Here is a 23,983-nt window from a genome sequence, read left to right on the forward strand (position 1 = left end):
TGGGCTTTATAAGAGCCCAAGGAAGAAACAAATCGAGAATACTTAGAAAGACTCCCACTCGGGTGGCTGGGTACTCGCCAAACGGCGTGGTGCAGCGGGCGGGGATTTATTTGCCTTGGCGGTAGGTGCTGCTTTGCTAAGTGCCGGCTGTTGGCTGGCATTACTGAGCTTGAATGCACCCACTAGCACGCCCAGCCGGTCGGCTTGCTCTCTTAGCTCAGCCGCTGCAGCGCTGGACTCTTCCACCATAGAGGCATTGTGTTGTGTCATGCTATCCAGCTCATTGACCGCGTCGTTGACTTGCCCTATGCCCACACTCTGCTCTTTAGCACCGGCGCTAATTTCGGCGATTACATTGGCTACGCGCTCGATGCTTTTTACCATTTCCTGCATGGTTACGCCGGTTTGCTTGACTTGGTCAACGCCGGACTTTGTGCGGCTTAATGAGGTGTTGATCAGCGTGGCAATATTTTTCGACGCATCACTGGAGCGGCTGGCCAAGATCCGTACCTCTTGGGCGACCACCGCAAAGCCTCGACCATGCTCACCTGCGCGAGCGGCCTCTACCGATGCATTCAGCGCCAGGATATTAGTTTGAAAAGCGATGCTGTCAATCAGACTGACGATATTACTGATTTCAGATGACGAGTCGTTAATGGTATCCATGGTCTGCTCAACGCTATGCATGGAGTGTAATCCCTGCTGAGCGAGATCGCGGGTTGAAAGCGCCAGTTGGTCGGCCTGCTGGGCAGAGTCAGAGGCGTTGTTTACCACTGCCGCGATTTGTTCCATCGAAGCAGAGGTTTGCTGCAGATTGGCCGCGGCCTGCTCTGTGCGGGCCGCAAGCTCCTGACTGCCTTTGGCTATTTCACTTGACGCATGCTGAAGGCTAACGGTGCTGCTGCTAACTGATTGAAGCGTATCGTCAATGCGTTTGATAAAGGCATCGAACTGTTGTGCTAATTCACCAATTTCATCGCGGCGTTGGCTGTTAATACGGGCGGTTAAATCGCCATCACCTTCGGTGATCTCTTTAATACGTCCACTAATTTGCCGAATAGCTCGGGACATCATTAATGGCCCTAGTAGAGCAATAAGTGATGCGGCAATAAAGATGATTAATGCGATAATAATAGTAGATGTTTGTTGTACTTGAATTCTGTCGACAACGGCTTCTTCTGCTTGATAAGTAGCGGTTTCAACATTCACGCCCGAGAGGTCGTAGACATCCCTAAGAGTATTAAATCGATCTAGCGAAGAGCCCGATAACAGGTTTAAAGCTTGGTTGGTGTTACCGTTCTGGTGTAGTTGAAAAACTCGTGAGGCCTCTTGTTTCCAATCATTATAGAGCGTTTCGAAATTAGCTAACTGAGTGGTTAGCTCAGGGTAATTTTGCATCAGTTCGGCATACTGACCCATACGGTCGTAAGCTTGCTGAGCATTTTCCTCGAAGTCAGTGATTAGCACTGATGCGCGCTCTGAGTTGGGATCGGATAACAGGTACTCGATCTCAGCTACCCGTGCTTGGTAAAGGTCTCTATCCGCGTTGAGTACGGTAGAGGTGGCAGGAATATAATTGTTAATAAAAGTGTCTAGACGACTTTTCACCATGTTAACGAGCAGCGCATCGGCTACCACAGTTACTAATAGTGATAAGGCAACACTAATAAAGGCGATAGCATACTTAACTTTTATCTGATGGAGGCGGTTCATATGTGCTGCTCCTGTGGTGAAAAGACCATAGGAGCACACTACCTTTAAAGTATTAGCATGGTCGATAGCTTTGTGACGTTTGTCACTTTTGTTTACGTTCCGAATTTTAAGTGGCTATTTTTAAGTGGCTATTTTTAAGTGCTATGCAACCAATTAATAGTAGTTGTAATAATAATGATTGGTGTTTAGGTGGCTATTTGTAACCTGCCGCCTGTAGGTGAAATAGCTTGGCATAGCGACCTTCCGCTGCGAGCAATTCCTCGTGGGTGCCGCGTTCAATAATATGCCCTTGATCGATCACCAGAATCAGATCGGCGCTACGCACTGTTGAGAAGCGGTGGGAAATTAAAATCGCCATCTTATCGTGACTGTGCTCGCGAAAGCGGGCAAAAATTTCGGCTTCTGCGGCGGCATCCATGGCAGCGGTGGGCTCGTCTAGCACTAATATGTCGGCGTTCTCGCGCATATAAGCCCTTGAAAGAGCTATTTTTTGCCACTGGCCACCGGAAAGCTCTTGGCCATTTTTAAACCAACGGCCAAGCTGTGTTTGGTAGCCGTTAGCCATGCGGGTAATAAACTCATCGGCCATACCGTGGCGGGCGGCGCGTTGCCAGCGCTGCTCGTCGTTAAAGGCGTGGGTATCGCCAACACCCAGGTTTTCGCCCACCTGGAGTTGATAACGCACGAAGTCCTGAAAAATAACGCCGGTACGCTCGCGCAGGGCTTGGGTGCTCCACTCCCGCAGGTCGCTACCATCAAGCAGAATCTGCCCCTGGGTCGGGTGGTAGAGGCGTGTTAGCAGCTTAATAAGGGTCGTCTTGCCTGAGCCATTTTCGCCGACTAAAGCCAAGCTTTGACCAGGGCATAGGTGCAGCGAGATATCGTGAAGAACCGGATCTTGGAAAACAGAGTCGCCGCCAGGATAGGAAAAGCTAACGTGTTCAAAGCGCAACCCATCGCCGGGCAAAGCGCCCTGGGTGAGCGTACCGCTCTCTCCTTCCACCGGCTGCTCCAGATACTCATAAAGATTGGAGAGGTAGAGATTATCCTCATACATGCCACTAATAGCAGTCAGGCTGGCGGAGAGTGCGGCCTGGCCCTGCTTAAACACCATTAGGTACATGGTCATCTGGCCCAGAGTAAGTGCACCAGCAATGGTTTCAATCACTACCCAAGCGTAAGCGGCGTAAAAGGTGAGGGTGCCCAGCAATCCGAGCAGAAACCCCCAGCTTTCCCGGCGTAACGTTAAGCGACGGTCTTCGGCAAATAGTTGGGTAAAGATATCCCGGTAGCGCTTGAGAAATAGCCCCTCAAGGCCAAATAGCTTTACCTCTTTAATGCTGTCTTCCCGTGCCAGCACCGTTTCTAAATAGATCTGCATACGGGTTTGCGGTGAGCGCCAGCGGAACAGCCGAAAGGCATCGCCGGAGAATTTGGCTTCAGAGATAAATACTGGCAGGGCGCCGGCCACCAAGATCAACAGCGCCCAAGGGGAGAACTGCACCAGCAACACCCCGAAGCTGCCCAGCGAGATAGCATTTTGCAGCAGTCCAAAGGTTTTATTCACCAGGGCAAGCGGGCGCGTAGACGCCTCACGCCGAGCGCGCGTGAGTTGGTCGTAAAGCTCTGAATCCTCAAACTGGCTAAGTGACAGTTGGCCAGCTTTCTCCAGGATCATCACATTGACCTTCTGACCCAGCAGTGCCCGCAACAGCGATTGCTGGGCCGAAAGGCCGCGCTGGGCTAGGGCAATAAACGCAATAATCACGGCTTCAATACCCACCAGCTTTAGCACCGGTGCAATGGACACTAGCAGGTTGGGATCAGTGGCTGCTTGATGGGACTCCATCGCGCTCACTACGCCATCCACGATCAACTGGCCCACCCAGGCGGCCACGGCAGGCAGAACCCCAGCGACCAGAGTGCACAGCGCTAACCCAAGCATCATCCAACGAGAGGTTTCCCACACTAATCCGAGTGCGCGGCGGCTATAACGAAATACGCCAAAAAAGCCGCTTAGTGGAGAGGCGGAAGATGTGCGAGAAGAGGGCGGTGAAGACATAGTGAAAAAGGCAGAACCCTAATAAAAAAGAGCAGCCATAATGCGGTGATTGAGGGGAGATAGCTAGTCGAAATAGCTAGTCGAAATAGCTAGCTAACAACCGCCGGTTGCCTTCAACGGCAACGCGGCGGAGAGGCAGTTTAGTAGTGAGGTATTACCAGGGCAGCACAGCCCCATCGGTGCGTGGCTCGGTGCCGCCTTGGAGCACGCCGGTATCAGGATTGCGCAGAATGATTTGGCCACGGCCAAAGCTGATTGAATCGGCGACTTTAACGATGTCGTGGCCTCGGCGGGCCAGCGCCAGTGCTAAGTGATTGGGGAAGTCGGCTTCGACTTCGATTGTTTTGCCTTGAGTCCACTTCCAGCGCGGCATATCAAGCGCTGCCTGAGGGTTGAGCTGATCCTCCAGCATGGCCGTGACTACCTGCACATGACCCTGAGGCTGCATATAGCCACCCATTACCCCAAAGGGCCCAACGGCTTGGTTATCTTTGGTGATAAAACCCGGGATAATAGTGTGATAGGTGCGTTTGCCAGGCGCCAGCGCATTAGGGTGCTGCGGATCCAAAGAGAACGACCAGCCACGGTTTTGCAGGCTGATGCCGGTGCCTGGTACCACCATGCCAGAGCCAAAACCTTTAAAGTTGCTTTGAATCAGCGACACCATATTACCGTCGTCGTCTGCTGTGGCTAGATAAACGGTGCCGCCCTTAATTGGGTTGCCGTGTACGGGGTCAACGGCCTGTTCGCCGATCAGTGAAGCGCGTGATTTTAAGTACTCATCGTCAAGCATCTGCGCAATGCTGGGGCGCATGGCGTCAAGATCGGTAATATGAGCAAAGCCATCGACATAGGCCAGTTTGGTAGCTTCAATACGACGGTGAAGGATTTCGACTTGATCGCACCCCGTTTCGCCCAGGCGCTCCAGCATACCCAGCGCTTGTAGCGCAATCATGCCGCTGCCATTGGGTGGGATCTCCCAAATATCGTGGCCTTTGTAGCGCACGCTAATCGGGTCGACCCACTCTGGCTGATAAGCGGTTAGGTCTTCTTTGCGTAACAAACCGCCATGCTCACGGGAAAAAGCGTCAATGGCTTCGGCCAGCTCGCCTTCATAGAACGCTTTAGCATGGGTGTCAGCAATCGCTTTTAGGCTGTTTGCATGGCCTTCAGAGCGCCACAGTTCACCGGGCTCTGGTGCTCGACTTTCAGGTGCAAACGTATCAAACCAAGGTTTGAAAGAGGCATCACTATAAGCAGAGTACGTATTGAAAGCCTCCTTCCACATTTGATGAATAACGGGAGAGACGGGGAAACCTTCATCGGCCAACGCAATGGCAGGCGCTAGCAGTTCAGCAAATGGCAGCTTGCCGAAGCGCTCAGACAGCGCCACCCAGGCAGCCGGGGCTCCAGGGACTGTGACAGGCAGCATGCCGTGATTGGGCACTGCGTCATGGCCGAGTGCTTTCAACGCTTCAATGGTTGCCGCTCGTGGAGCAGGGCCACTGGCATTGAGGCCATGTAGCTTGCCGTCGACCCATACAATGGCAAAGGCATCGCTGCCGATCCCATTAGAAGTCGGTTCAACCACCGTCAAGGCGGCTGCCGTGGCAATGGCGGCATCAATAGCATTACCCCCTTGCTGCAGTATGCTAATACCCACCTGCGCTGCTAATGGCTGTGAGGTGGCGACCATGCCACGTTTACCGAATGTGGCCATACGGCGCGAGGCGCTGGGATAATAGAGTGCATCTTGTTGCATGCCAGAGTTCCTTTGAACGGAGTTGTCAAATAGCGTAGTGGTGTCTTAAATGTTTTCTCGTTGAGCGGCATTTTTTAACCGCTGAATCTTGCGATCCTGATAGAGCGAAAACAAAATTGAAGCGACGGCTAATGCCAGGAAAAGCGCAGAGAGCGGCCGAGTTAAAAACGTCAACCAGCTTTCGTTAAGCTCTAGGGCGCGGAATAGTTGACGCTCAAGATTGTCGCCAAGTACCACACCGAGTATCAGTGGCGTTAGGGGAACTTCCGCTTTCCACAGCAGGTAGCCGATAATGCCGAAGATAAATAACACCCAAATATCGAACAGGTTGTTATTCAGGGCATAAGCGCCAATGGCGCATAGCATTAGTACGACTGGAACGAGAATTTGCTGGGGAATCAACGATATTTTGGCGAACCAGCGCACTAGCAGCAGGTTGCAAAGCACCATGACCACCGCACCAATTAGCAGGCTGGCATAAATGGCACCAACCAATACGGGGTTCTGCTCAAACATCATCGGCCCCGGCGTAATGCCGTGCAGAATCAGTACGCCCATCATGATCGCCATGGGCAAATCGCCCGGTATCCCCAATGCGAGCGTGGGCACAAAAGCACCGCCCGCCACCGCACTGTTGGAGGCTTCAGAAGCCACAATGCCACTCGGCGTGCCGGTACCAAACTCTTCCGGATGACGGGAGAATTTTTTTGCTTGGTCGTAACTCAAGAAGTTGGCAACGGTGCCGCCGGTGCCAGGGAGCGCTCCCACTAGGCTGCCAATCAGAGAAGACCGAAGGGTGTTGAGTTTTTGCCCCGCCATATCTTTGAGTATTTGGCCGTAGGGAATAGTGACATTGGTGTCGATCTTTTTTGGGTCGCTTTTCTCATCCTTCAGTTTTTCGATATTTCCAAGCAACTGTGAAAAGGCAAAGATACCGATCATAACGGGCAGGATTTCAAACCCTGAGCCCAGAGCGGGTAGGCCAAAATCAAAGCGCAAGTTGCTGTTGCGGTCATAGCCAACAGTGGTGATCAAGAGGCCTAACGCCGCGGCCATCAGACCTTTGAGCAGAGCACCACTTGAAAGTCCTGCCACCAGCGTCAGGGCGAAAACGATTAATGCGGTGATCTCCCAGGGGCGGAAATTCATGCTGAAACTGGCAATCAACGGGCCGAAAAAAACCAGTACTGCGACGCTGATCAGCGTGCCTAGAAAAGACGATGCAACGCCGATGCCCAAGGCGCGGCCAGGCTCGCCTTTTTGTGCCATGGGGTAGCCATCATAAACGGTGGTAATTGATGAGGGCGTGCCAGGTATCCCCAGCATGACGCCAGACACAATACCGCCAGAGTAGCCACCCACAAACACACCGACCATCAGCGAGACGCCGCTTACCGGATCCATGGCAAACGTGAACGGGAAGACCACCAAGATAGCCATGGTGACGGTAAAACCAGGAATGCTCCCGCCAACAATCCCAAACAGTACGCCAATGACGATCAACCCCAAGACCGATGGCGAGCCGACCTCAGCGAGCGCTTGGAGGAAAAAGTTGGTCATTATTTGCTCCAGGTTAAGGCAGCCAAACATTCAGGCCATAGCGGAAAACGACAAATATCACGATAGCTAAGGTGCCGCTAAGAGTGAGATTAATCATCCATTTACGTCGCGTATTGAAGCCCATCAGTAGTGCAAGAGAGGCGACTAAGAAGCCAATAGTGGCTGCGATATACCCCACCACTGGAAGTAAGGCGGCATAAAGCCCGAACAGTAAAAACAGAGCGAGGATGGTGCGTCGGCGTTGAAACCACTCCTTAATGAGCTGTTTTGCGCCAGGCCGTTCAGGCACTTTGACCAATAAGGAACGCACCAAAATCAGCAGTGATAACAACCCAAGCACGACTAACAAAATGCGGGGGAAAAGCGCTGACCCATAAGGTTGCCAGCTGGTCGGCGGACGAATATCACCCGACTCCATCCACATGACAGCCACAATCAAGAGCAGCGCCAGCGCCAAGGCGCGGTCTTTAGTTAGCGTAAGCATTAGCGATGCCTCCGGCAGCTCTAGCCCCCGCATTAACAAGGGCTAGAGTGTGTGCCCTCAGTTCTGGAAGTCGATGTTCTCGGCAGCAGCGGATAGTGCAGCTTCGTTTTCATCCAGAAACGTTTGGTAATCATCACCGGCCAGAAAGCGAACAACAGAGCCAAATTCATTCTCAATACGGCTCTGGACTTCTTCATTTTCCAGGGCTTGGCCATAAGCATCAGCAATGGTATCGATCACTTCTTGAGGCGTGCCTTTAGGCGCGAAAATGCCGCGGCTGGTTGAGTGATCCATCTCGATGCCTTGCTCACGCAGGGTGGCTACATCGGGCATGCTATCAAGGCGCTCCGGATGAGCGATGCCGAGCGCGCGGAAGGTGCCATCTTCAAAAAACGCACCACCAGAGGGTAGATTGAACATTGCGAAATCAACTTCTTCCGCCATCAGTGCCGATACCTGTTCGCCAGTATCTGGGTAACCGACTAAGCGCACGTCGGCCATATCAATACCCGTCTCCTGAAAGAATTGTGCCCAGAAGAAGTGATCAGTGGAGCTAGGGATCATGCTAAAACGCACTTGGCCAGGGTTTTCGCGAACAAAGTCAGCGATTTCATCAGCGCTCTGTACAGGGTGATTAGCATGCGCAGTTGGAATATTAATGGTTTGGGTGAGTAGCGCGATGGGCTCGAAGGCATCGTACGAGTAGTCGACAGTGCCTGCTAGTTTGGAAAGCGCAATGGTGTCGTGGCTGCCAAGCAACGTGTAGCCATCGGGATCAGCATCTTTCACGTTGCGTGAACCCAGCGTTGCCCCAGCGCCTGCCATATTGACGGGCACAATGGATTCGCCTAGCGTTTTCTCAGCTTCCTGAGAAATCAGCCGGAACAGGATATCTGTTGCTCCCCCAGGCCCGTAAGGGATGATTAAGCGAATATCCTGCTCGGGGTAGTCAGCTTGTGCGGTGGTGGCAATTGCCAAACTAGACGCAAGTCCGATGGCGGCGAGGGTAGTGCTTAGAGTTAGTGTTGAACGCGTCATTCTTATACACCTTTATGATTTGAGGTTGGTGTTGTGGGATGCCGCCCTTACTGCAGCGGCGTGGTGAGCGCGTGATCCCGTTATCGGGTTCTTGTTGTTTTATGAATGCACCTGCAATGAGCGTTAGCCGAGGAAGAAACCTCCATAAACCAAGGCGCCCATGACCACAAAGGCGGGGTGCGTTTTGAAGCGAATCAATGCAATAGCGGCGACTATTCCAATGATCAGGGTGTGAATAGTGCCGCTGCTGTCCAAACTTTCGAGCAGAAACCCCAGGGTTAGCCACGCCATCATCATGGCGATGACCGGGCGAACCCACTGGCTCATGCGCTTAACCCTGGGAGAGTCGCGATGGCGGTAGAGTAGCCCCAATGCACCCAGCATTAGCAGCAGCGTGGGAATCACCGTGGCAGCTACGGCGATGAAAGCGCCGCCAACGCCTGCCACTTCATAGCCCACGTAGCCGGCCATTTTGGTTGCGATAGGGCTAGGCAATGCATTGCCAAGGGCTAATGTTTCCGCGAAAGTTTGTGCGGTCATCCAGCCGTAACGGCCCACCACTTCCGCCTCAATCAATGGAATAATGGCTGGGCCACCGCCGTAACCGATAATGTTGGGAATAAAAAACGCTAAGAAGAGATCCCAGTAAATCATGCCGCCCCCTCCGCTTTTTTCTTGCCGGCAGGGCGCAGTAGGGCGGCAACGAGAATGGCGCCGATTACCCAGCCTGGGTGAATGCCAAGCCAGTAGATTAGCCCGGCGGCAATAATGGCCATGGCAATACTGACCAGCCAGCCAAGGGCGGCCTGTGACTTATCGAAAAAATCCCAGGTGAGCTGTGCCATCATGACCATGACCACAGGCACCACCGCCTGGCCCATACCGCGAATCCATGCCACATCGCGGTAGCGGCTGAAAATGCCTAACATGACAATCATCGCTACAATCATTGGCACAATGATGGCGATGACGGCAGCGATACAGCCTGTTACACCGCCCACTCGGTAGCCAATGTAGCCGGGCATTTTGGTGGCAATGGGCCCCGGTAGGGTATTGCCAATCGCCAGCACGTCGGCAAACTCTTCATCGGTTAGCCAGTGGTGACGGGTGACGACCTCGGCCCGTACTAAAGGAATCATGGCAGGGCCGCCACCGAAACCGAAGATGCCAACGCGGAAAAAGGCCCAGAATAGTTGCCAGGAGACAGCAGGTGGTTTCATGGGCGCATAGTCCGCAAAGCCAGCGAGGGGAGTAAAAGCATACTCAAGCCTTATTTATCGTTTGTAGATTAAAAAATCGATTATCTTGTATAAAATAGAATATAGGTAGTGCCTGATCCAACGTCAACAACGAAAAATAGAATGGACAGCGAGAGCTGAGATAAATAAAGGACATCGCCATGAGTAATTCTTTACCGACACCAGCAGGGCCAGCAGGTACTGCATCAAGCCGTGTGTTTGATCATTTACGTAAAGATTTGGTGGGCGGGCGTTTTGTCGCCGGCGAAAAGCTCGCGATCAATGCGCTTAAAGATCGCTACCAAGTCGGTTTGAGCCCGCTAAGAGAAGCGCTCAATAAATTGGCGGCTTATGGGTTGCTGGTGCAGGAGAATCAGCGCGGCTTTCGGGTTCCGAAGCTGTCCCGGGATGAGCTGGATGATATTGCGCAGATGCGCTTGGAAATGGAGGGGATGGCGCTCGAACGGGCGATTACTAACGGTGACTCGCTTTGGGAAGCTGATTTGCTGGCTGCCGCGCACCGCTTGAAGCGGGCCGATATTACCCTGGATAAAGGCGAGGAGTGGGAGCATCTGCATACCCAGTTTCACCGAACGTTGGTCGCGCCCTGTGGGTCAGTCTGGTTATTACGGTTTATTGAGCAGTTGCATGACCAGTTTGATCGCTACCGGCGTCTGGGGCCGAAGATGCCGACGATTCGCCAAGAGCTTGACGAGCAGCATCACCAACTGGTGGAGCTGGCGCTGCAGCGTGATGCTAAAGCGGCGCGTGAATTAATGGACGACCATATCCATAAATCTTATGAAGTTGCCCTGAAGCGCTATCAAGAGCACGTGTAGTTGGTCATGAACAGTTGGTAAACTGCCGTGCTCAGTGTGTCGGTCATCGCCGACCAGATAAGTGAAGAGGGTGCTATGCACGCAGATAACCAACACGCAGATTACCAAGTAGCCGCGCAAACGCTGAACTGGGTGCGTACCTTCATTGTGGCGCATGATATTTGCCCGTTCGCTCAGCGGGAGCTGGCGCGTGAAACCATTCGCGTGGAGGTAGTGCGCTCCAAGAAAATTGAAGTGGCGCTTGAGGAGTTGATGGTTGAGGTGCAGTGGCTGGATGAGCATCCGGAAACAGAAACCACGCTGCTGGTATTCCCAACGCTATTCAAAAGCTTTGATCACTACCTGGATTTTGTTGAGCTCGCCGAAAGCATTCTTATCGACCAGGGATACGAAGGGATCTATCAGCTCGCCACTTTTCATCCTGACTACTGCTTCGACGGGGCTGAGCCCGATGATGCCGCTAACTATACCAACCGCTCCCCCTACGCCATGGTGCACCTGCTACGCGAAGAGAGTGTCGAAAAAGCGATTGAGTTTTACGGTGATACTGACGCTATCCCCGAGCGCAATATCGCCAAGTTAACGGCAATGGGCAGTGAAGCCGCTGAGCAGCAACTGCAGCACTGTTTTAACGTGAACGACTAAGGCTTGTGAATCACTAGCTGATGCTTGCCTTTGCTTTTGGCCGCATACAGGGCGTTATCGGCAAGTTGTAGCACCGTATCAATATGCAGGCCATGGCGTGGCCACCAGGCGGCGCCTAAACTACAGCCCACGTGGGCGCGCTTGTTTTCGGGTAACAAAATCGGCTGGGCGATAGCCGTAAGTAAACGCCTACTAACCTCGTGAGTAAGCATTTCCAGGTACTCCTGCTTGGTTTTGAGCACCATCACGAACTCATCGCCACCCATGCGCGCCACCACATCGCCACTGCGCAAAGCGTTTTTCAGGCGCTGAGAAATTTCAATAAGCAGCAGATCCCCTGCATGGTGGCCAAGCTCATCGTTGACCTGTTTAAAACCATCCAGGTCGATGTACATCACCACCATGCTTTGCTGGTTTCTTTCCGCTTCGGGAATGGCCAGCTGTAGGTATTGATTAAGAAACGCACGATTAGGCAGGCTCGTCAGCGGGTCGGTATTGGCCAAGTCTTCCAGACGGTTGATCTTTTGGCGCTGATCCAGTAATCGACCGACCATGTTGCGCATGGAGGTCGAAAGACGCTTCATTTCTGGAGAACCGTTTTCTAGAGGAATGCAGTCGGCTTGCTCGCCACCCTGTATTTGATCGGCGGCACTAGCTAAGCGGGTGAGAGGAGACACCATTCGGGATGCAATCACCCAACCAATCATTGCAAATAGCAGCGCCAGTAGAATGCCTATGCCCATAATCGCTGCTTGTAGCTCTTCGACAGGCGCAAAGGCGGTAGCTACTGGTTTACGGCTAACGGCAACCCAGCCTAGGCCAGGGAAGTCTTCAAAGCCGCTGCTGCGCGCATAGCCAGTGACAAACTGTTCGCCATTGGGCCAGGTTTCAATCGCCCATTGCGGCGATGTATTGGTAGGGCTAGGTAGGTGTTCAAGGCTATCTAATGATTTTCCCAACAGCTCCTCTGGCCCCAGCAGTACGGTACCGTTAGCTGAAAACAGTAGCATCTCAGCATCTTGCCGCTGCTGAGTAGGAGCGAACATGGATTGCTGAATATATTCGGCCCACTCCCAGCTTAGATGTACCGCAAGAACGCCTTGGAGTTTCTCATTGCGGTCATACACCGGGGTGGCAATATCGACAAATTTAAGCTCTTCACCGCTGGGGTTAGGCAGTAGCTGTGCGAGTAGCACTGCCTCATGAACATCACCCACCCAGAGCGCCTCACGCCCTTCAATAAATACGGGCCTTTGCGCGATTGAAACGTCCTCTAAAATCCCCCCGGTAGCCGCTTGAACAGTACCTTCCGGGTCGGTAAAGCCGATCCATGACACCACGTTGTGATTGTCTTGCAAGCGCTCTAACTGCTCCCTAAGCGCATTAGGACTTGTGTCAACGGAGAGGGCATGCATGCCGAGCAGCAGTTTGACCTCTTTAACGCGTGCGTCCATGTTGCGATCCAGCTTATCTATCATTTGATAGGCTGCTTCTGCGGCCGCATTACCAATATTATCTTCCATTTGCTGCGCCGATTCCCGCGATGCCACCCAGCCTAGTAGCAGCGTTGTGGCAAACACCAGCGAGGCAATCAGAACAATAAACCGCGAGCGCAGCGAAAAGCGAGCAAACAACCAAGCATCAGCAGACATAATTTGCCATCACAGAGAAGGGGTTACTTAATTTCATTGTCATTATGCGGGAAAACGTACCTTATTCTGTCAAACTTTGCATTTTACTAGTTGTTAATTTTTATTAACGTCAACGGCGGTTCTAGAAAAAAGGGCCAGCCGAGCTGGCCCCGAAGTGCGGTCTAAATCGCTTCTCTAAAATTCTTCCCAATCGGGTGTGGCGCTGGGCAATTGTTTAGATTGATAAGAGCGATTAGTTGCAAAAGTCCGCTGTGAGCTAGTGACGGCGGGGTTTGCCGTGCCACTGTTAGTGACGCGCTTTAGCTTGAAGGGGGTGGTTTTGAATTCAGGCTCTAAACATAACTATTAAAGCGTTTTATGCATCACATAGGTATCGACAAAACCAAGGCGAGCATGCCGGTAAGCGTTAGGAACGGTACCCACAATACTAAACCCAAGTTTTTGCCATAAGGCGACAGCGACGTCATTGGTAGCTACCACGGCGTTGTACTGCATGGCTAGAAACCCCAGTTCCCGTGCCTGTTGTTGGGAGTGTTCGCACATGGCACGCGCGACCCCTTTGCCCCGAGCGGCGGGGGTCACCATATAGCCACAGTTGCATACATGGTCACCGGGGCCAGCCGCGTTGGCTTTTAAGTAGTAGGCACCCAGTACTTGATCCTTTTCATCTTTGGCGACCACACTGGCAGCCGGTATTTTACACCATAGCTGACGGGCAGCTTCAAAGCTGATATCAGGATCAAACGCATAGGTCTCCTGCGCTGCGACAATGGCTTGGAACGTTGGCCAGAAAACAACAAAGTCATCATCCGTCATCGGAGAGAAGGTGAGTGTGGTCATAAGTATCCTGTACAGCGAACCGTTTATCTAGCGACCTCAGCCACAATCTCGTAGCTACGCAGGCGGTCAGCATGGTTATAAAAATCGCTATTAATCATCAGCTCATCGGCGCCAGTACGCGCTTGGAACTCTTCAAGCTCCGCCTTCACCGTCTCTGGCCCGCCAATAATTGCTGCGCCTAAAAACTGGCTGACTTGGGCCTGCTCAACCGGCGACCAGTCTAGTTGCTCAACCGGTGGCTGTGACTGCGTCGGCTTGCCGCGGATCAGGTTTAAAAACTTCTGCTGCGCGGTGGTAGCCAAATAGTGAGCCATCGCGTCGCTCTCTGCGGCCATCACGGGTAGGCCGACCATGGCGTGGGGCTTATCCAGGTGCTCCGAGGGGCGGAAGTTGTCGCGGTATAAACGCAGGGCTTCAAATAAGTAACCCGGGGCAAACTGAGCAGCAAACGCAAAGGGCAGGCCAAGCTTGGCCGCCAGCTGTGCGCTGTAGCCGCTGGATCCCAGTAACCAAATAGGTACATGAGTGCCCTGGCCAGGAACCGCTTTCACACGCTGTTGGGGCTCAGGATCGGCTAAGTAGCTGCGCAGCTCATTCAGCAGCTGTGGAAAGTCGTCGACCCCTGCATGAGCGTTGCGGCGCATGGCCTGCATAGTGGCGCCATCCGAGCCCGGCGCGCGGCCTAAACCCAGGTCTATGCGGCCAGGGTAGAGGGTTTCCAGGGTGCCAAACTGCTCGGCAATCACCAGAGGTGGATGGTTAGGCAGCATAATGCCGCCGCTGCCCACGCGGATAGTGGACGTTTGTCCGGCGATATGGCCGATCAATACGGATGTCGCCGCACTAGCAATACCGGCAATATTGTGGTGCTCGGCGAGCCAGTAACGGGTAAAGCCCAGCCGCTCGGTTAATTGTGCAAGGGCAACGCTATCGCGGAAGGTCTCTGCGGCACTGCCGCCCTGGCGGATAGGCGCCAGGTCGAGGACGGAAAGTGCCGTGGAAGTGAGTTGGCTCATGGATCACCTGCAAAAAGTCGTGGGCGCGTAGAGTGAAAAAAAATTACTTAGCGCGCTTGGTAATTACACGTTATGCGGCCAGTGCAGGTGAATTGCAAGGTGTGGATGGCAACAGGTGCTGCTCGCTATACCACAAATATTCACTCAAGCGGCGGGGTGGGGCGAATAAGAATTTCATTCACATCGACATGGGCAGGCTGCGCCAGCGCGTAAACCACTGCATTGGCGATATCCCGATCCTCTAAGGCGTGGGTCGGCGGTTGATCAAAAAAGGGCGTGTCGACCATCCCTGGCTCAATCAGTGTTACGCGCATGCCGGTACCGCGCAGCTCTTCACGTAAGTTATAGCCGATTCCCGTGACCGCCCATTTGGTGGCGCTATACATAGAGCCCGGAATGGTCGTGCGGCCTGCCGCTGAGCCAGTCAATAGCACATGGCCTTTGCGGCGTTTAAGGGCAGGCAAGCAGGCTTGGATTGTGAGGCCCACGCCATAGATATTGGTAAGGATCATCTCACGCCATGTGTCGTGGTCAGCCTCGCTAAAGCCCCCGGGTGAGCCGCCACGGCCAGCGTTGGCAAAGACGGCATCCAACCGACCAAAGGTTTCCAGCGTCTGATCGACCATGGCCTGTTGCTGCTCCATGTTGGTTACATCCAGCTCGCAGGTCAGCACATTTTCTGGCCCCAGCTCTTGGGCCAGTGCGGTGAGTTTGTTGCTAGAACGGGCGGCCAATACCAGTTTAAAGCCTTCACGCGCGGCTGCTCGGGCGGTGGCGGCGCCAATGCCGCTGGATGCGCCGGTAATTAATAGCACGCCGTTTTGCATGGGTTGCACTCCTTGCCTAATTAATCAAGTAAGCTTTTAGCATGGCTAAGGTGACGGCATCCTGCAAATATAGGCTTAAGCTGCTGGTGCAGTGCTGCTAAGTAATCATTAACGGCGGCTTTATATTTTTGCATCCTTACGTTTTAGCATCGCGGAGAGATCGAGAATAGCTTGAGCCATATCCGCCATGCTTTTGCTTTGATCCATCGAGGTCTTACGCAGAAAGCGATAGGCTTCCTCTTCGCTCATCTCCTGGTGCGCCATGATCAGGCCCTTAGCGCGTTCAATCAATTTGCGTTCACGCAGCGCTTTGCGGGTGTTTTCCAGCTCATCGCTCAGTCCCTGTAAGCGGCTAGCCTGGGCCTGGGTGAGTTCGATCAGCGACCGCCCCAGTGGAGAGGTGAGGGCGTTGGCGGTCAGGTCGCCTAACGCTTGACCATCATTGAGCGCCAGCAATTGTTCGCACGGCGCAGGGGGATAAGTACACGTCTGCGTTTTAGCTTTCTCTAATGCATCCTCGGCCTGGGCAATTTTGCGGTGGCAAAGCACGCTCAGCTGTGAGATCAGCGCATCTTCAACCATTTTCATTGAGTCTATACGCAGGGTGGTTAGTTCGTACCAGGTTTCACCCAGCTTATCAGGTGTCTCTTTGGGTAATGGTTGCGTTGCCGATGAGCGTTGGCAGGCGATATCGCGCAGGTGGCAAACACCCGACAGCGTGCGCGGTGAAAGCTCTTTTTGCCATGCCTGCTGCGCTTCGGGTGTCGCAAACTCTACAAAAGTGTCAAAACAGCGCTGCTGATCCTTCATAAGCTGGTTTAGCAACGCGCGGTGGGGCTCGTCGAAGTGGCCATGGGTAAAGCCAAAGGCGCCACAGGCGCGCTCTTGGCCCGCCAGCTCTTTGCCTTGCATCAAGTGGAAAATTGCCACTAGCGTACGGGTGATATCAGGGTCGATGGAGGTGTCGGCGGCTTCAAACACAATGGCCAGCAGTCCACTGGTCAACTGATTGAACGCCTGAGTCGCCGAATCGGGCGTGATCGCAAAGGTATCGATGGCTTGGCGAAGTGCACCAAGCTCGTCTAGCGCATACCAAACGGCGGCAATTCGGCGCAGTAAGCGCGCGGCGGCCTGGGGGCGGGCCTCCTCGCTGAGCGCTTCCAGCCGTTGGCGCATTAATGTTTCGGCTTGCTGACTGTGCTGTCGGTAGGTGTCGCGGCGGGTTTTGAAGCGCTGTCCCTGGGAAACCAGGTAAATCGTTGATGCGCCCCGCTCACGCTGGAGCATATGAATAAAGCGGCTAATGTCGCCGACAATATCGGCGGTGGTGGCAAGGTGGGTAAGGTTGTCGATATCGCAACGGATGGCGGTTAGAAGCAGTTGCTGCGCTGAAGACATAGAGATTTCCTTGAGTGACTCGCCGCCTAAAAATGAGCACTCCCGCTCTGCCGCTCTTAGCAGGAGGGGAGTGCTTGGAGTGTACTGGAAAGCGCTTAACGTAACGACAGAGCGCCTGCGCCTACATCATCACCTACTGCGTCGCGGTAGGCTTTGGCCTCTTCGGCTTCGGTAGCATCGCTAAAGCGCACCAGCAACACGCAGGAGGCCAGAACCAGTACGGTGAGGCCAAGATAGAACAGCCCTTGTTGGTAGGTCAGGCTTTCGCTGCGGAATAGAAAAGCAGCGCCCACCGCCCCCACATTACCGCCAGCGCCGACAATCCCTGCGACGGCGCCCAAGGCTTTTTTGTTAATAAACGGCACAACACCGTAGGTGGCGCCTTCAGCCATCTGCACAAATAGACTGAACACCAGCATGATACCAATCGCCAGGCTTAATACATGCATCTGAGAGAACGCCACCAGGGCAACACCTTCGCAAACCAAGGCAATAAATAGCCAGCGAACGCGGCCTTTCAAGCCCCCTTGCTTGGCGAAAAGATCCGAGAAAACGCCGCCCAGGGTTCGCGCAAAAATATTCATTAGCCCGAATAAACCAGCGATCAGACCGGCGGTGGCCAGGGTGAGATCAAATTTATCGAAGAAGTAGATGGCAGCAATATTGTTGATCGTCAGTTCCACACCAAAGCAGAGGCCGTAGACGACGAACAGTGCCCAAACACGGATATCCTTAGCGGCGGCTAAAAAACTTTGCGCGGCACCATTTTCGCCTGAAGCTTCAGGCAGTTCGCCGCGGGCGCGCAGTTCGCTGAAATTACCGTTAGGCGCATCCTGGGTGAAGAACCAGTAGCCAATACCGGTAAAGAACATCACGACGCCCGGTACCATCATCGCCAAGCGCCAGCCAAAGGCTTCGTTAACGCCCAGCATCAGCATGCCAGAGAAGATCAGCGGCATCAGAATTTGTGTGGTGCCGCCACCCAAGTTGCCCCAGCCCGCGCTGGTAGCGTTAGCGGTGCCAACCACATTGGGGGCGAACATCATTGATGTGTGGTACTGGGTAATCACGAAAGAGGCGCCAATCGCCCCAATGGCCAAGCGCGCTAATAGAAAGGTTTCAAAGCTATCGGCCAAGCCAATGCCCATCACCGGGATAGCGCCCAATAGCAGTAGCCCGGTATAGGTTTTACGCGGGCCGATACGGTCACACAGTACGCCAATGGCAAGGCGTACTATCACGGTGATCGCCACCGAAGCGATAATCGTATTGCCGATTTGAGTTTGTGTTAGCGAAAGATCTTCACGAACGATCGCCATCAGTGGGGCGATGCCGAACCAGCCAAAGAAGCAGATATGAAACGCGAACCATGAGAAGTGGAAAGCGCGCATCTGAGGGGTCGAGAAGTTGAATAACCGAATGCGGTTGGCTTTGTTGCGTATGTCCATGGGATGGCCTCACGGGGCATAAAACGAGTTGATCGCAACGCAACGCAAACGAGCTAACGCGTTACGCAAACAATTGACGAGAACATGCCTTCATCGTTGAAGGTCAGGTTCGACGCACTCGTACCCAGTTGGGCCTGGTCCACGCCTACCACCACTGGTAGGAGTTATGCAGGTAGTTTGCCAGTTGGTTGTTTGTTACTAAAAATCAGTATGTTAATTTATTTTTGCTGTGCGTGTGAGCGATGAGTGATCAAGGCTATGCTGCATGATTGGGCATGCAGTGCCGCATTTTGCGGCATCTTGGTGCTAGGCTTTGTACGAAAACTGCCTGCGCTCGCCGACTTTTCGTACAAACCCTAGAGGAGTTGTAAACGAAGGTGGGTAGCCCGCTATTCATGCAAATAGACGGCGTCTATATCAAGCGTGGAGTAGCTGCCGATGGCATCGAAGTGCTCACTTAGCCAGCTCTCGGCAGCTGCTTGGCCCTGTTCACATAGATGGCATAGAAAAGCCCACTCGGAATTGGATTTGCTGGACACTGAGAGCCCCTCCAGCGCCTGCTCACCGCTGATACGGTGGAACAACGCCTGCTGGTAGCAGTTTTCAATACCTTGCTCTTCGAGGGCATGCTTGAGCAGGGCGATCATGCGGATCTCTTTAATCAGCGCTGAGTTAAAGGTGATCTCGTTGAGGCGGTTCATAATCGCTGACGCGGAGGTGGGTACTTCATTGCGGCTGATTGGATTAATTTGTATCAGCAGAATATCTCGTGCGCTGCACTCCTCCATAAGTGGGAACAGCGCGGGGTTGCCCATATAACCGCCATCCCAATACGCCTCGCCATCGATCTCCACCGCCTGGAACATAAAGGGTAAACAGGCAGAGGCCATCACAGCATCAACGCTCATCTCTTCACGGCGAAACACCCGCTGTTTACCTGTGCGTACATTGGTTGCTGCAACAAATAGCTTAAGCTGCTGGCACTGCCGCACCCGCTCGAAATCAATGTGATCAGCCACGATATCGCGCAGAGGATTGATGTTGAGCGGGTTGAGTTGATAGGGGGAGGCCACGCGGCTTAACAGATCCATGGCAATAAAACCGGGAGAGTGATCCAGGCTCCAGTTGCCGGTCAATATATCCAAGGGAGAGCGGCGGATGGGGCTGGCCATGCCCGCGCGACTCACCGCTTGCCAAAAGTCGTGCAGCGCTTGCCGCGCGGTCTCTTTATCACCTCTGGTCAGCGCATCGGCCATCACCACGCCATTCATCGCCCCTGCGCTGGTGCCACTGATACCCTCAATTTCAATACGATCATCAGCCAGTAGCCGATCGATAACACCCCAGGTATACGCCCCATGAGCGCCGCCGCCTTGTAGTGCGAGGTCTAACTTTTTGACCTTTGCCATATGCTTTTCCCATTGCCGCTGGTGAAGAAATTGGTTCCAGTAAAACCAGCATGGCATAGGCGGCCAGATAAGACGAAAGGCTATTTAGCGCACAGCGGTTATTTAAGGCGCCCCTGCAAGCGGTGAGCGATGGTTGGTTGAGTATGGCGCTTCAAATATAGCGTGCTCCATAAGGTTGTCCAGTTGAAGGGCGAGCTGCTGGCTGGCTTCTTCCATGACGCCTAAGGCAGCTAGTTGACCATTGCGATCGCCCAAGCGGGCAAACGTAAGCGCTTCAGCACCACTGTCGTGCATGCGGCGATGGGGCGCCGCCAGGGCTCGATAAGCATCGGTACGAGCGTAGCATTGGTGGCCCTCTCCCTGTTGGTGCCAGCGGCCCAAACGGCACTGGTGGTGATCCTCTAAGGGCGTGTCTGTGTTGGCAGATAGGAGTTGCTTATAAAGTCGGCACTTCCATACTGCATGATCGAGCTTTGCGGAGTGTAAAAACGCAGCGGTGGCGCTGTGATGGATTACCTTATGCATATGCTGGGATTGGTCAGCGAGTCGATGCACTGCCTGCTTGGCTGTTTGCGCCGAGCGGGCAATCTCATCGTCGGCCAAACGCTTTTTCACCACGGCCTGTGAGTGCTCTCTTACCTGGCTATTAACTTGCTCCATCAGTTGGCTGAGCTGGTGACTTAAGCGGTGCATAGTCAACGCTAGGCGGTGCATGTCATCAGCAATGGCTGCCAACCCTGGTGACTCCTGGCTAGCCGAGTCCGCGCTACCCATTAGACCCTGACTATGAGCCGTTTCCAGCGCCGCGCTCACCGCTAATGCTTGGGCGTGGCCTGCATTGCGGGCGAGGGCGACTTGTAGTTGGCTTAGGGCATGTAAGGTTTTGGCCAGCACTAACGGGGGTAACGCTTCGGTATGCTCAGTGTCGAGACAGTGCTGATCAAGGGTATCGACCGCCTGTTCAGCGGCGGCAATTAAATTGGCCGTCTCGGTTAGAGTGGCGCGCTCGCCGGCAAGCTGGTCAGCGTACTCCTGAATGCCGCTATTGAGAGACGTCAGCATATCTGCACCTCTCGCCTGCAGTATGCTGATGGATTGCGCCGGTTTCATCAGGTTTAGCAATCGGCAGCTGGGGGAGGGGGTAGCAGCGTCAAGCTGAGTGCGTAGCTCGGCAACTTCCTGTTCCAGGCGCCGGATTTTTTGATATGGGTGCATAAAGGTGAACATGGCAGCGACACCTACGGCAGATAGCAACACTTTGTGTTAATTTGTCACGAAGTATTGCAGAAGGTTCCCTCTCGCGCCTGATTTAGCGGCCGTAAATGATGAAATTGAGCTACCAATGATCTCTAAGACTGAGGTTGTTAACGTTCACTTTTACCAAAAGCCTCGATATTAGCGCCGGGCAAGCTGCGCGGCCTCGGCTGTACAGCCTAGAAACGTTGAAGTAGCCAGCCATTCCGCATCGGGATAATAGGCGAATACATACTGATCCTCTTTGAGGCTATTGATCAGTGGGTAAGTCACGTCTTCACGCACGGCCGGGCAGCCATGACTGCGACCGAGCCGCCCCGTTTGGGTGATGAACGCATCGCTCACGTAGTCCGCGCCATGGATCACAATAGCCCGTTCAAACGCCAAGTCGTTGACGTTCGGTTCCAGCCCTTCCAGGCGCAGGGAATAGCCGTTGCGGCCGTAATAACTGTTCATGGTACGAAATAGACCAATGCTGGATTGATGGCTGTCGGGAGTATTGGAAAACGTTTCGGCCTGGGCATCGCCAGACCCCTGGCCGTGGGAGACCAGCTCTTCAAAGAGCAGCTTGTGCTGACGCAAATCAAACACCCACAGGCGCGGCTGGGTAGACGGCAAAGAGTAATCGATCACCGCCAGACGCTCGGCATCTGGTTCGGCACAGTTAAGGGCTTGAGCGGCTAAACGCAGTGCATCGGGAGACGCTTGGGGGGCGAGCTGTTGCAACTGATGGTTTAAAGGCAGTACGCCGCGGGGGGGCGTTGAATCAACCTGGGCAAAGAAACTGGCAGCGTGTAGCGGTAATGTAAATAATGTAAAAGGTAGGGAAAATATTAACGTGGCAACATTTAAACGAAGAGCCATAAAAGTCGATCCTACAAGCAATATCAGTCATTATGAAGATTAGCCGACTAAGATAAAAAAGCAGGGTCGGCGATGTGGAAGACTATAGTAACGCAAGGAGAGGGCGATGAACGAGATACAGCCACTAAGACAATGGGCGATAGGGGTCGCTCTATGTCTCACGCTTACCCATAGCCCTTTCGGTATTAGTCAGGCGTATGCGGATTCAGTGCCGTTACAGCAGGCGCTGTCCCAGCAGTTAAGCAAGGTGGAAGCGCACCGACTACCCATTGCTGAGTTTTATCAACTTCGCGATGGTCAGCCCGCTTGGCAGTCAGCCAGGGCGGTTGAATCATTGGTAGCAGCACTGAACAGTCTGGAAACCGACGGTCTAGCACCCGAAGACTACCACGCTGATACGCTACTGGGTGAGTTTCAGCGCAGTCAGGCAGGCGCAGAAGCCACCCAGGCGACGTTTGATATTAAAGCGACCCGCTCGCTTCTGCTGGCGCTGGATCATTTAGAACGGGGCAAAGTGAACCCTCGTGATATCGAGCCCCAGTGGGACGCGCCACGCCCCGAACGTGGTTATTCGCTGCTGCGCGTTGTGCATGCTGTCGATGATCGCGTAATTGATAACGCTATCGCCCTGGCTCGGCCCTCATCCCCTGAATATCAGCAGTTGCGTGAGGCCTTGAAGCAGCATTATCAGCTGGTTAACTTGGGCAGTGTGCCCTTCTTGGCCGCACGGGATGAATCGCTTCGGCCAGGCGATGAAGACGACGATGTGAGCGTACTGCGTCAACGGTTAGCGCTGTGGGGTGAAGCTGATTTACAAGTGGCTGACAGCAGTGCTTATCCAATGATTGGGGTACAGACGGCGTCTAATCGGCGCACCTTTGATGCACCGCTAGAAGCTGCGGTGAGGCGTTTCCAACGCCGCCATTTGCTGCGGGAAGATGGTGTGGTGGGCGAACAAACCCGCCTGGCGTTGAATACCTCGGTGGCGTCGCGAATCGATCAACTGCGGGTCAACTTAGAGCGCGCGCGGTGGATCCGTCCAATGCAGTCTGCCGAGCCACGGGTATGGGTTGATATTGCAGGCTACCGGATGCACTACGTGCGCCCTAACGGTCAGCATTGGGATTCCCGGGTGGTGGTAGGTACGCCACGTCGCGAGACGCCGATTATTCACTCCACGATCAGCCATTTGACCATTAATCCCTCCTGGACAATCCCGCCGACGATAATGCGCGAGGATGTGTTGCCCCAGGTGCGCGCCGATATTGATTACTTATCGCGTAAAAATATCCAGGTGGTGAGCCTCTCGGGTGAGCTGCTAGCGGCCGAGGAGATTGATTGGCAGCGCCCAGGCGGCGTTATGTTACGCCAAGTAGCAGGATCGGCTAACCCTTTAGGTCGCGTCGTGGTGAGGTTTCCCAATGATGACATGATCTATTTGCACGACACCCCCGCGCGGGGGTTATTCCAACGTGATCAGCGTGCACTCAGTTCAGGCTGTATACGGGTTGAAGGCGTGGCTGAGCTGGCACAAATGCTGCTGCAAGACACTGGTAGTCGCTACCAAATGAGTACGCTGTTAAATGGTGGGAGCGATCGCAACGTGAGTTTGACCCAGCGTATTCCCATTGCGCTGCACTATTTAACCGCGTGGCCGAATGCCCAGGGTGAGGTGGAGTTTAGACCTGATATCTACCGCCGTGATGCAGCGCTACTAGCTGCATTGCAGCGCCCAGTGTAAGGTTGAGTATTTAAAGAATAATGCACACCAACGAAAAACACCGCCTAGTTGAAGGCGGTGTTTTTCGTAGTGCGCCAGGCATGGCGCGCAGCGCCTTGACTGGCGCTGTTCCTGGGGGTGGTGCCTCAGGATGACTTGGGGGTGAAAGTCCCCTGCACGCCCGGCAAGGGGAAGTGCTAGCCGACGGCAAGGG

Annotated in this window: 20 protein-coding genes; 3 read left to right on the top strand and 17 right to left on the bottom strand. The window is 53.8% G+C overall.

Going from position 1 to position 23,983, the window contains the following annotated elements; genetic code table 11:
* Positions 1-42: 42 nt before the first annotated feature.
* The 8 genes from QT231_RS20320 to QT231_RS20355 form a co-directional block, all read right to left on the bottom strand.
* The gene (locus tag QT231_RS20320) at positions 43-1,713 is read right to left on the bottom strand and encodes a methyl-accepting chemotaxis protein (protein WP_308338626.1); all 1,671 of its coding nucleotides are present in this window, start codon (positions 1,711-1,713) and stop codon (positions 43-45) included.
* A 193-nt stretch (positions 1,714-1,906) separates the two neighbouring features.
* A complete protein-coding gene (locus QT231_RS20325) occupies positions 1,907-3,775 on the bottom strand; it encodes an ABC transporter ATP-binding protein (RefSeq protein ID WP_308338627.1) in 1,869 nt (622 codons plus the stop codon).
* Between the two features lie 154 nt (positions 3,776-3,929).
* Positions 3,930-5,537, bottom strand: coding sequence for a gamma-glutamyltransferase family protein (locus tag QT231_RS20330; RefSeq protein WP_308338628.1), 1,608 nt, complete (start codon positions 5,535-5,537; stop codon positions 3,930-3,932).
* Between the two features lie 45 nt (positions 5,538-5,582).
* Positions 5,583-7,097: a tripartite tricarboxylate transporter permease gene (locus QT231_RS20335; protein ID WP_308338629.1), complete on the bottom strand. Its 1,515-nt coding sequence runs from the start codon at positions 7,095-7,097 to the stop codon at positions 5,583-5,585.
* Positions 7,098-7,110: 13 nt separating this feature from the next.
* Positions 7,111-7,581, bottom strand: a complete 471-nt coding sequence (locus QT231_RS20340) for a tripartite tricarboxylate transporter TctB family protein (protein WP_308338630.1) — start codon at positions 7,579-7,581, stop codon at positions 7,111-7,113.
* Between the two features lie 57 nt (positions 7,582-7,638).
* The gene (locus QT231_RS20345; RefSeq protein WP_308338631.1) at positions 7,639-8,619 is read right to left on the bottom strand and encodes a tripartite tricarboxylate transporter substrate binding protein; all 981 of its coding nucleotides are present in this window, start codon (positions 8,617-8,619) and stop codon (positions 7,639-7,641) included.
* A gap of 123 nt (positions 8,620-8,742) precedes the next feature.
* Positions 8,743-9,273: a chromate transporter gene (locus tag QT231_RS20350; protein WP_308338632.1), complete on the bottom strand. Its 531-nt coding sequence runs from the start codon at positions 9,271-9,273 to the stop codon at positions 8,743-8,745.
* Positions 9,270-9,839: a chromate transporter gene (locus tag QT231_RS20355; RefSeq protein WP_308338633.1), complete on the bottom strand. Its 570-nt coding sequence runs from the start codon at positions 9,837-9,839 to the stop codon at positions 9,270-9,272. The genes QT231_RS20350 and QT231_RS20355 overlap by 4 nt, the downstream gene beginning before the upstream one ends.
* Before the next feature lie 179 nt (positions 9,840-10,018).
* On the opposite strand from QT231_RS20355, the gene QT231_RS20360 reads away from it, so the two are divergent.
* Positions 10,019-10,696, top strand: a complete 678-nt coding sequence (locus QT231_RS20360; RefSeq protein WP_308338634.1) for an FCD domain-containing protein — start codon at positions 10,019-10,021, stop codon at positions 10,694-10,696.
* 75 nt (positions 10,697-10,771) lie between these two features.
* Positions 10,772-11,341 (top strand): DUF1415 domain-containing protein, encoded by a 570-nt coding sequence (locus tag QT231_RS20365; RefSeq protein WP_308338635.1) that lies wholly within the window; start codon positions 10,772-10,774, stop codon positions 11,339-11,341.
* On the opposite strand, the gene QT231_RS20370 is transcribed toward QT231_RS20365, so the two are convergent.
* The 9 genes from QT231_RS20370 to QT231_RS20410 all read right to left on the bottom strand — a co-directional run bounded on the left by QT231_RS20370 (position 11,338) and on the right by QT231_RS20410 (position 22,049).
* Positions 11,338-12,993, bottom strand: a complete 1,656-nt coding sequence (locus QT231_RS20370) for a diguanylate cyclase domain-containing protein (protein WP_308338636.1) — start codon at positions 12,991-12,993, stop codon at positions 11,338-11,340. The genes QT231_RS20365 and QT231_RS20370 overlap by 4 nt on opposite strands.
* Before the next feature lie 345 nt (positions 12,994-13,338).
* Positions 13,339-13,833 (bottom strand): GNAT family N-acetyltransferase, encoded by a 495-nt coding sequence (locus tag QT231_RS20375; protein WP_308338637.1) that lies wholly within the window; start codon positions 13,831-13,833, stop codon positions 13,339-13,341.
* 23 nt (positions 13,834-13,856) lie between these two features.
* The gene (locus QT231_RS20380) at positions 13,857-14,849 is read right to left on the bottom strand and encodes an LLM class flavin-dependent oxidoreductase (RefSeq protein ID WP_308338638.1); all 993 of its coding nucleotides are present in this window, start codon (positions 14,847-14,849) and stop codon (positions 13,857-13,859) included.
* A gap of 140 nt (positions 14,850-14,989) precedes the next feature.
* Complete coding sequence (locus QT231_RS20385; RefSeq protein WP_308338639.1) at positions 14,990-15,676, bottom strand: SDR family oxidoreductase; 687 nt, start codon at positions 15,674-15,676, stop codon at positions 14,990-14,992.
* A 120-nt stretch (positions 15,677-15,796) separates the two neighbouring features.
* Entirely contained in the window at positions 15,797-17,074 is a 1,278-nt protein-coding gene (locus QT231_RS20390; protein ID WP_308338640.1) for a nitrate- and nitrite sensing domain-containing protein, read from the bottom strand.
* 95 nt (positions 17,075-17,169) lie between these two features.
* The gene (locus QT231_RS20395) at positions 17,170-18,522 is read right to left on the bottom strand and encodes a NarK family nitrate/nitrite MFS transporter (protein ID WP_308338641.1); all 1,353 of its coding nucleotides are present in this window, start codon (positions 18,520-18,522) and stop codon (positions 17,170-17,172) included.
* 389 nt (positions 18,523-18,911) lie between these two features.
* Positions 18,912-19,931: a patatin-like phospholipase family protein gene (locus tag QT231_RS20400; RefSeq protein WP_308338642.1), complete on the bottom strand. Its 1,020-nt coding sequence runs from the start codon at positions 19,929-19,931 to the stop codon at positions 18,912-18,914.
* 102 nt (positions 19,932-20,033) lie between these two features.
* On the bottom strand, positions 20,034-21,158 hold the full coding sequence (locus tag QT231_RS20405) for a CZB domain-containing protein (protein ID WP_308338643.1): 1,125 nt from the start codon (positions 21,156-21,158) through the stop codon (positions 20,034-20,036).
* 168 nt (positions 21,159-21,326) lie between these two features.
* The gene (locus QT231_RS20410; RefSeq protein ID WP_308338644.1) at positions 21,327-22,049 is read right to left on the bottom strand and encodes a murein L,D-transpeptidase catalytic domain family protein; all 723 of its coding nucleotides are present in this window, start codon (positions 22,047-22,049) and stop codon (positions 21,327-21,329) included.
* A gap of 106 nt (positions 22,050-22,155) precedes the next feature.
* Between QT231_RS20410 and QT231_RS20415 the strand changes: the two genes are divergently transcribed.
* Complete coding sequence (locus QT231_RS20415) at positions 22,156-23,790, top strand: L,D-transpeptidase family protein (protein WP_308338645.1); 1,635 nt, start codon at positions 22,156-22,158, stop codon at positions 23,788-23,790.
* Positions 23,791-23,983 lie beyond the last annotated feature (193 nt).

Source organism: Halomonas sp. SpR1 (assembly GCF_031010175.1).
GTDB lineage: Bacteria > Pseudomonadota > Gammaproteobacteria > Pseudomonadales > Halomonadaceae > Vreelandella.

What these genes read in the sequence shown, in the direction of transcription:
- QT231_RS20325 (WP_308338627.1), bottom strand. Translation starts at nt 3,775, where the DNA reads ATGTCTTCACCGCCCTCTTCTCGCACATCTTCCGCCTCTCCACTAAGC.
- QT231_RS20345 (WP_308338631.1), bottom strand. Translation starts at nt 8,619, where the DNA reads ATGACGCGTTCAACACTAACTCTAAGCACTACCCTCGCCGCCATCGGA.
- QT231_RS20365 (WP_308338635.1), top strand. Translation starts at nt 10,772, where the DNA reads ATGCACGCAGATAACCAACACGCAGATTACCAAGTAGCCGCGCAAACG.
- QT231_RS20415 (WP_308338645.1), top strand. Translation starts at nt 22,156, where the DNA reads ATGAACGAGATACAGCCACTAAGACAATGGGCGATAGGGGTCGCTCTA.
- QT231_RS20330 (WP_308338628.1), bottom strand. Translation starts at nt 5,537, where the DNA reads ATGCAACAAGATGCACTCTATTATCCCAGCGCCTCGCGCCGTATGGCC.
- QT231_RS20370 (WP_308338636.1), bottom strand. Translation starts at nt 12,993, where the DNA reads ATGTCTGCTGATGCTTGGTTGTTTGCTCGCTTTTCGCTGCGCTCGCGG.
- QT231_RS20320 (WP_308338626.1), bottom strand. Translation starts at nt 1,713, where the DNA reads ATGAACCGCCTCCATCAGATAAAAGTTAAGTATGCTATCGCCTTTATT.
- QT231_RS20355 (WP_308338633.1), bottom strand. Translation starts at nt 9,839, where the DNA reads ATGAAACCACCTGCTGTCTCCTGGCAACTATTCTGGGCCTTTTTCCGC.
- QT231_RS20335 (WP_308338629.1), bottom strand. Translation starts at nt 7,097, where the DNA reads ATGACCAACTTTTTCCTCCAAGCGCTCGCTGAGGTCGGCTCGCCATCG.
- QT231_RS20410 (WP_308338644.1), bottom strand. Translation starts at nt 22,049, where the DNA reads ATGGCTCTTCGTTTAAATGTTGCCACGTTAATATTTTCCCTACCTTTT.
- QT231_RS20385 (WP_308338639.1), bottom strand. Translation starts at nt 15,676, where the DNA reads ATGCAAAACGGCGTGCTATTAATTACCGGCGCATCCAGCGGCATTGGC.
- QT231_RS20395 (WP_308338641.1), bottom strand. Translation starts at nt 18,522, where the DNA reads ATGGACATACGCAACAAAGCCAACCGCATTCGGTTATTCAACTTCTCG.
- QT231_RS20340 (WP_308338630.1), bottom strand. Translation starts at nt 7,581, where the DNA reads ATGCTTACGCTAACTAAAGACCGCGCCTTGGCGCTGGCGCTGCTCTTG.
- QT231_RS20400 (WP_308338642.1), bottom strand. Translation starts at nt 19,931, where the DNA reads ATGGCAAAGGTCAAAAAGTTAGACCTCGCACTACAAGGCGGCGGCGCT.
- QT231_RS20360 (WP_308338634.1), top strand. Translation starts at nt 10,019, where the DNA reads ATGAGTAATTCTTTACCGACACCAGCAGGGCCAGCAGGTACTGCATCA.
- QT231_RS20350 (WP_308338632.1), bottom strand. Translation starts at nt 9,273, where the DNA reads ATGATTTACTGGGATCTCTTCTTAGCGTTTTTTATTCCCAACATTATC.
- QT231_RS20380 (WP_308338638.1), bottom strand. Translation starts at nt 14,849, where the DNA reads ATGAGCCAACTCACTTCCACGGCACTTTCCGTCCTCGACCTGGCGCCT.
- QT231_RS20405 (WP_308338643.1), bottom strand. Translation starts at nt 21,158, where the DNA reads ATGTTCACCTTTATGCACCCATATCAAAAAATCCGGCGCCTGGAACAG.
- QT231_RS20375 (WP_308338637.1), bottom strand. Translation starts at nt 13,833, where the DNA reads ATGACCACACTCACCTTCTCTCCGATGACGGATGATGACTTTGTTGTT.
- QT231_RS20390 (WP_308338640.1), bottom strand. Translation starts at nt 17,074, where the DNA reads ATGTCTTCAGCGCAGCAACTGCTTCTAACCGCCATCCGTTGCGATATC.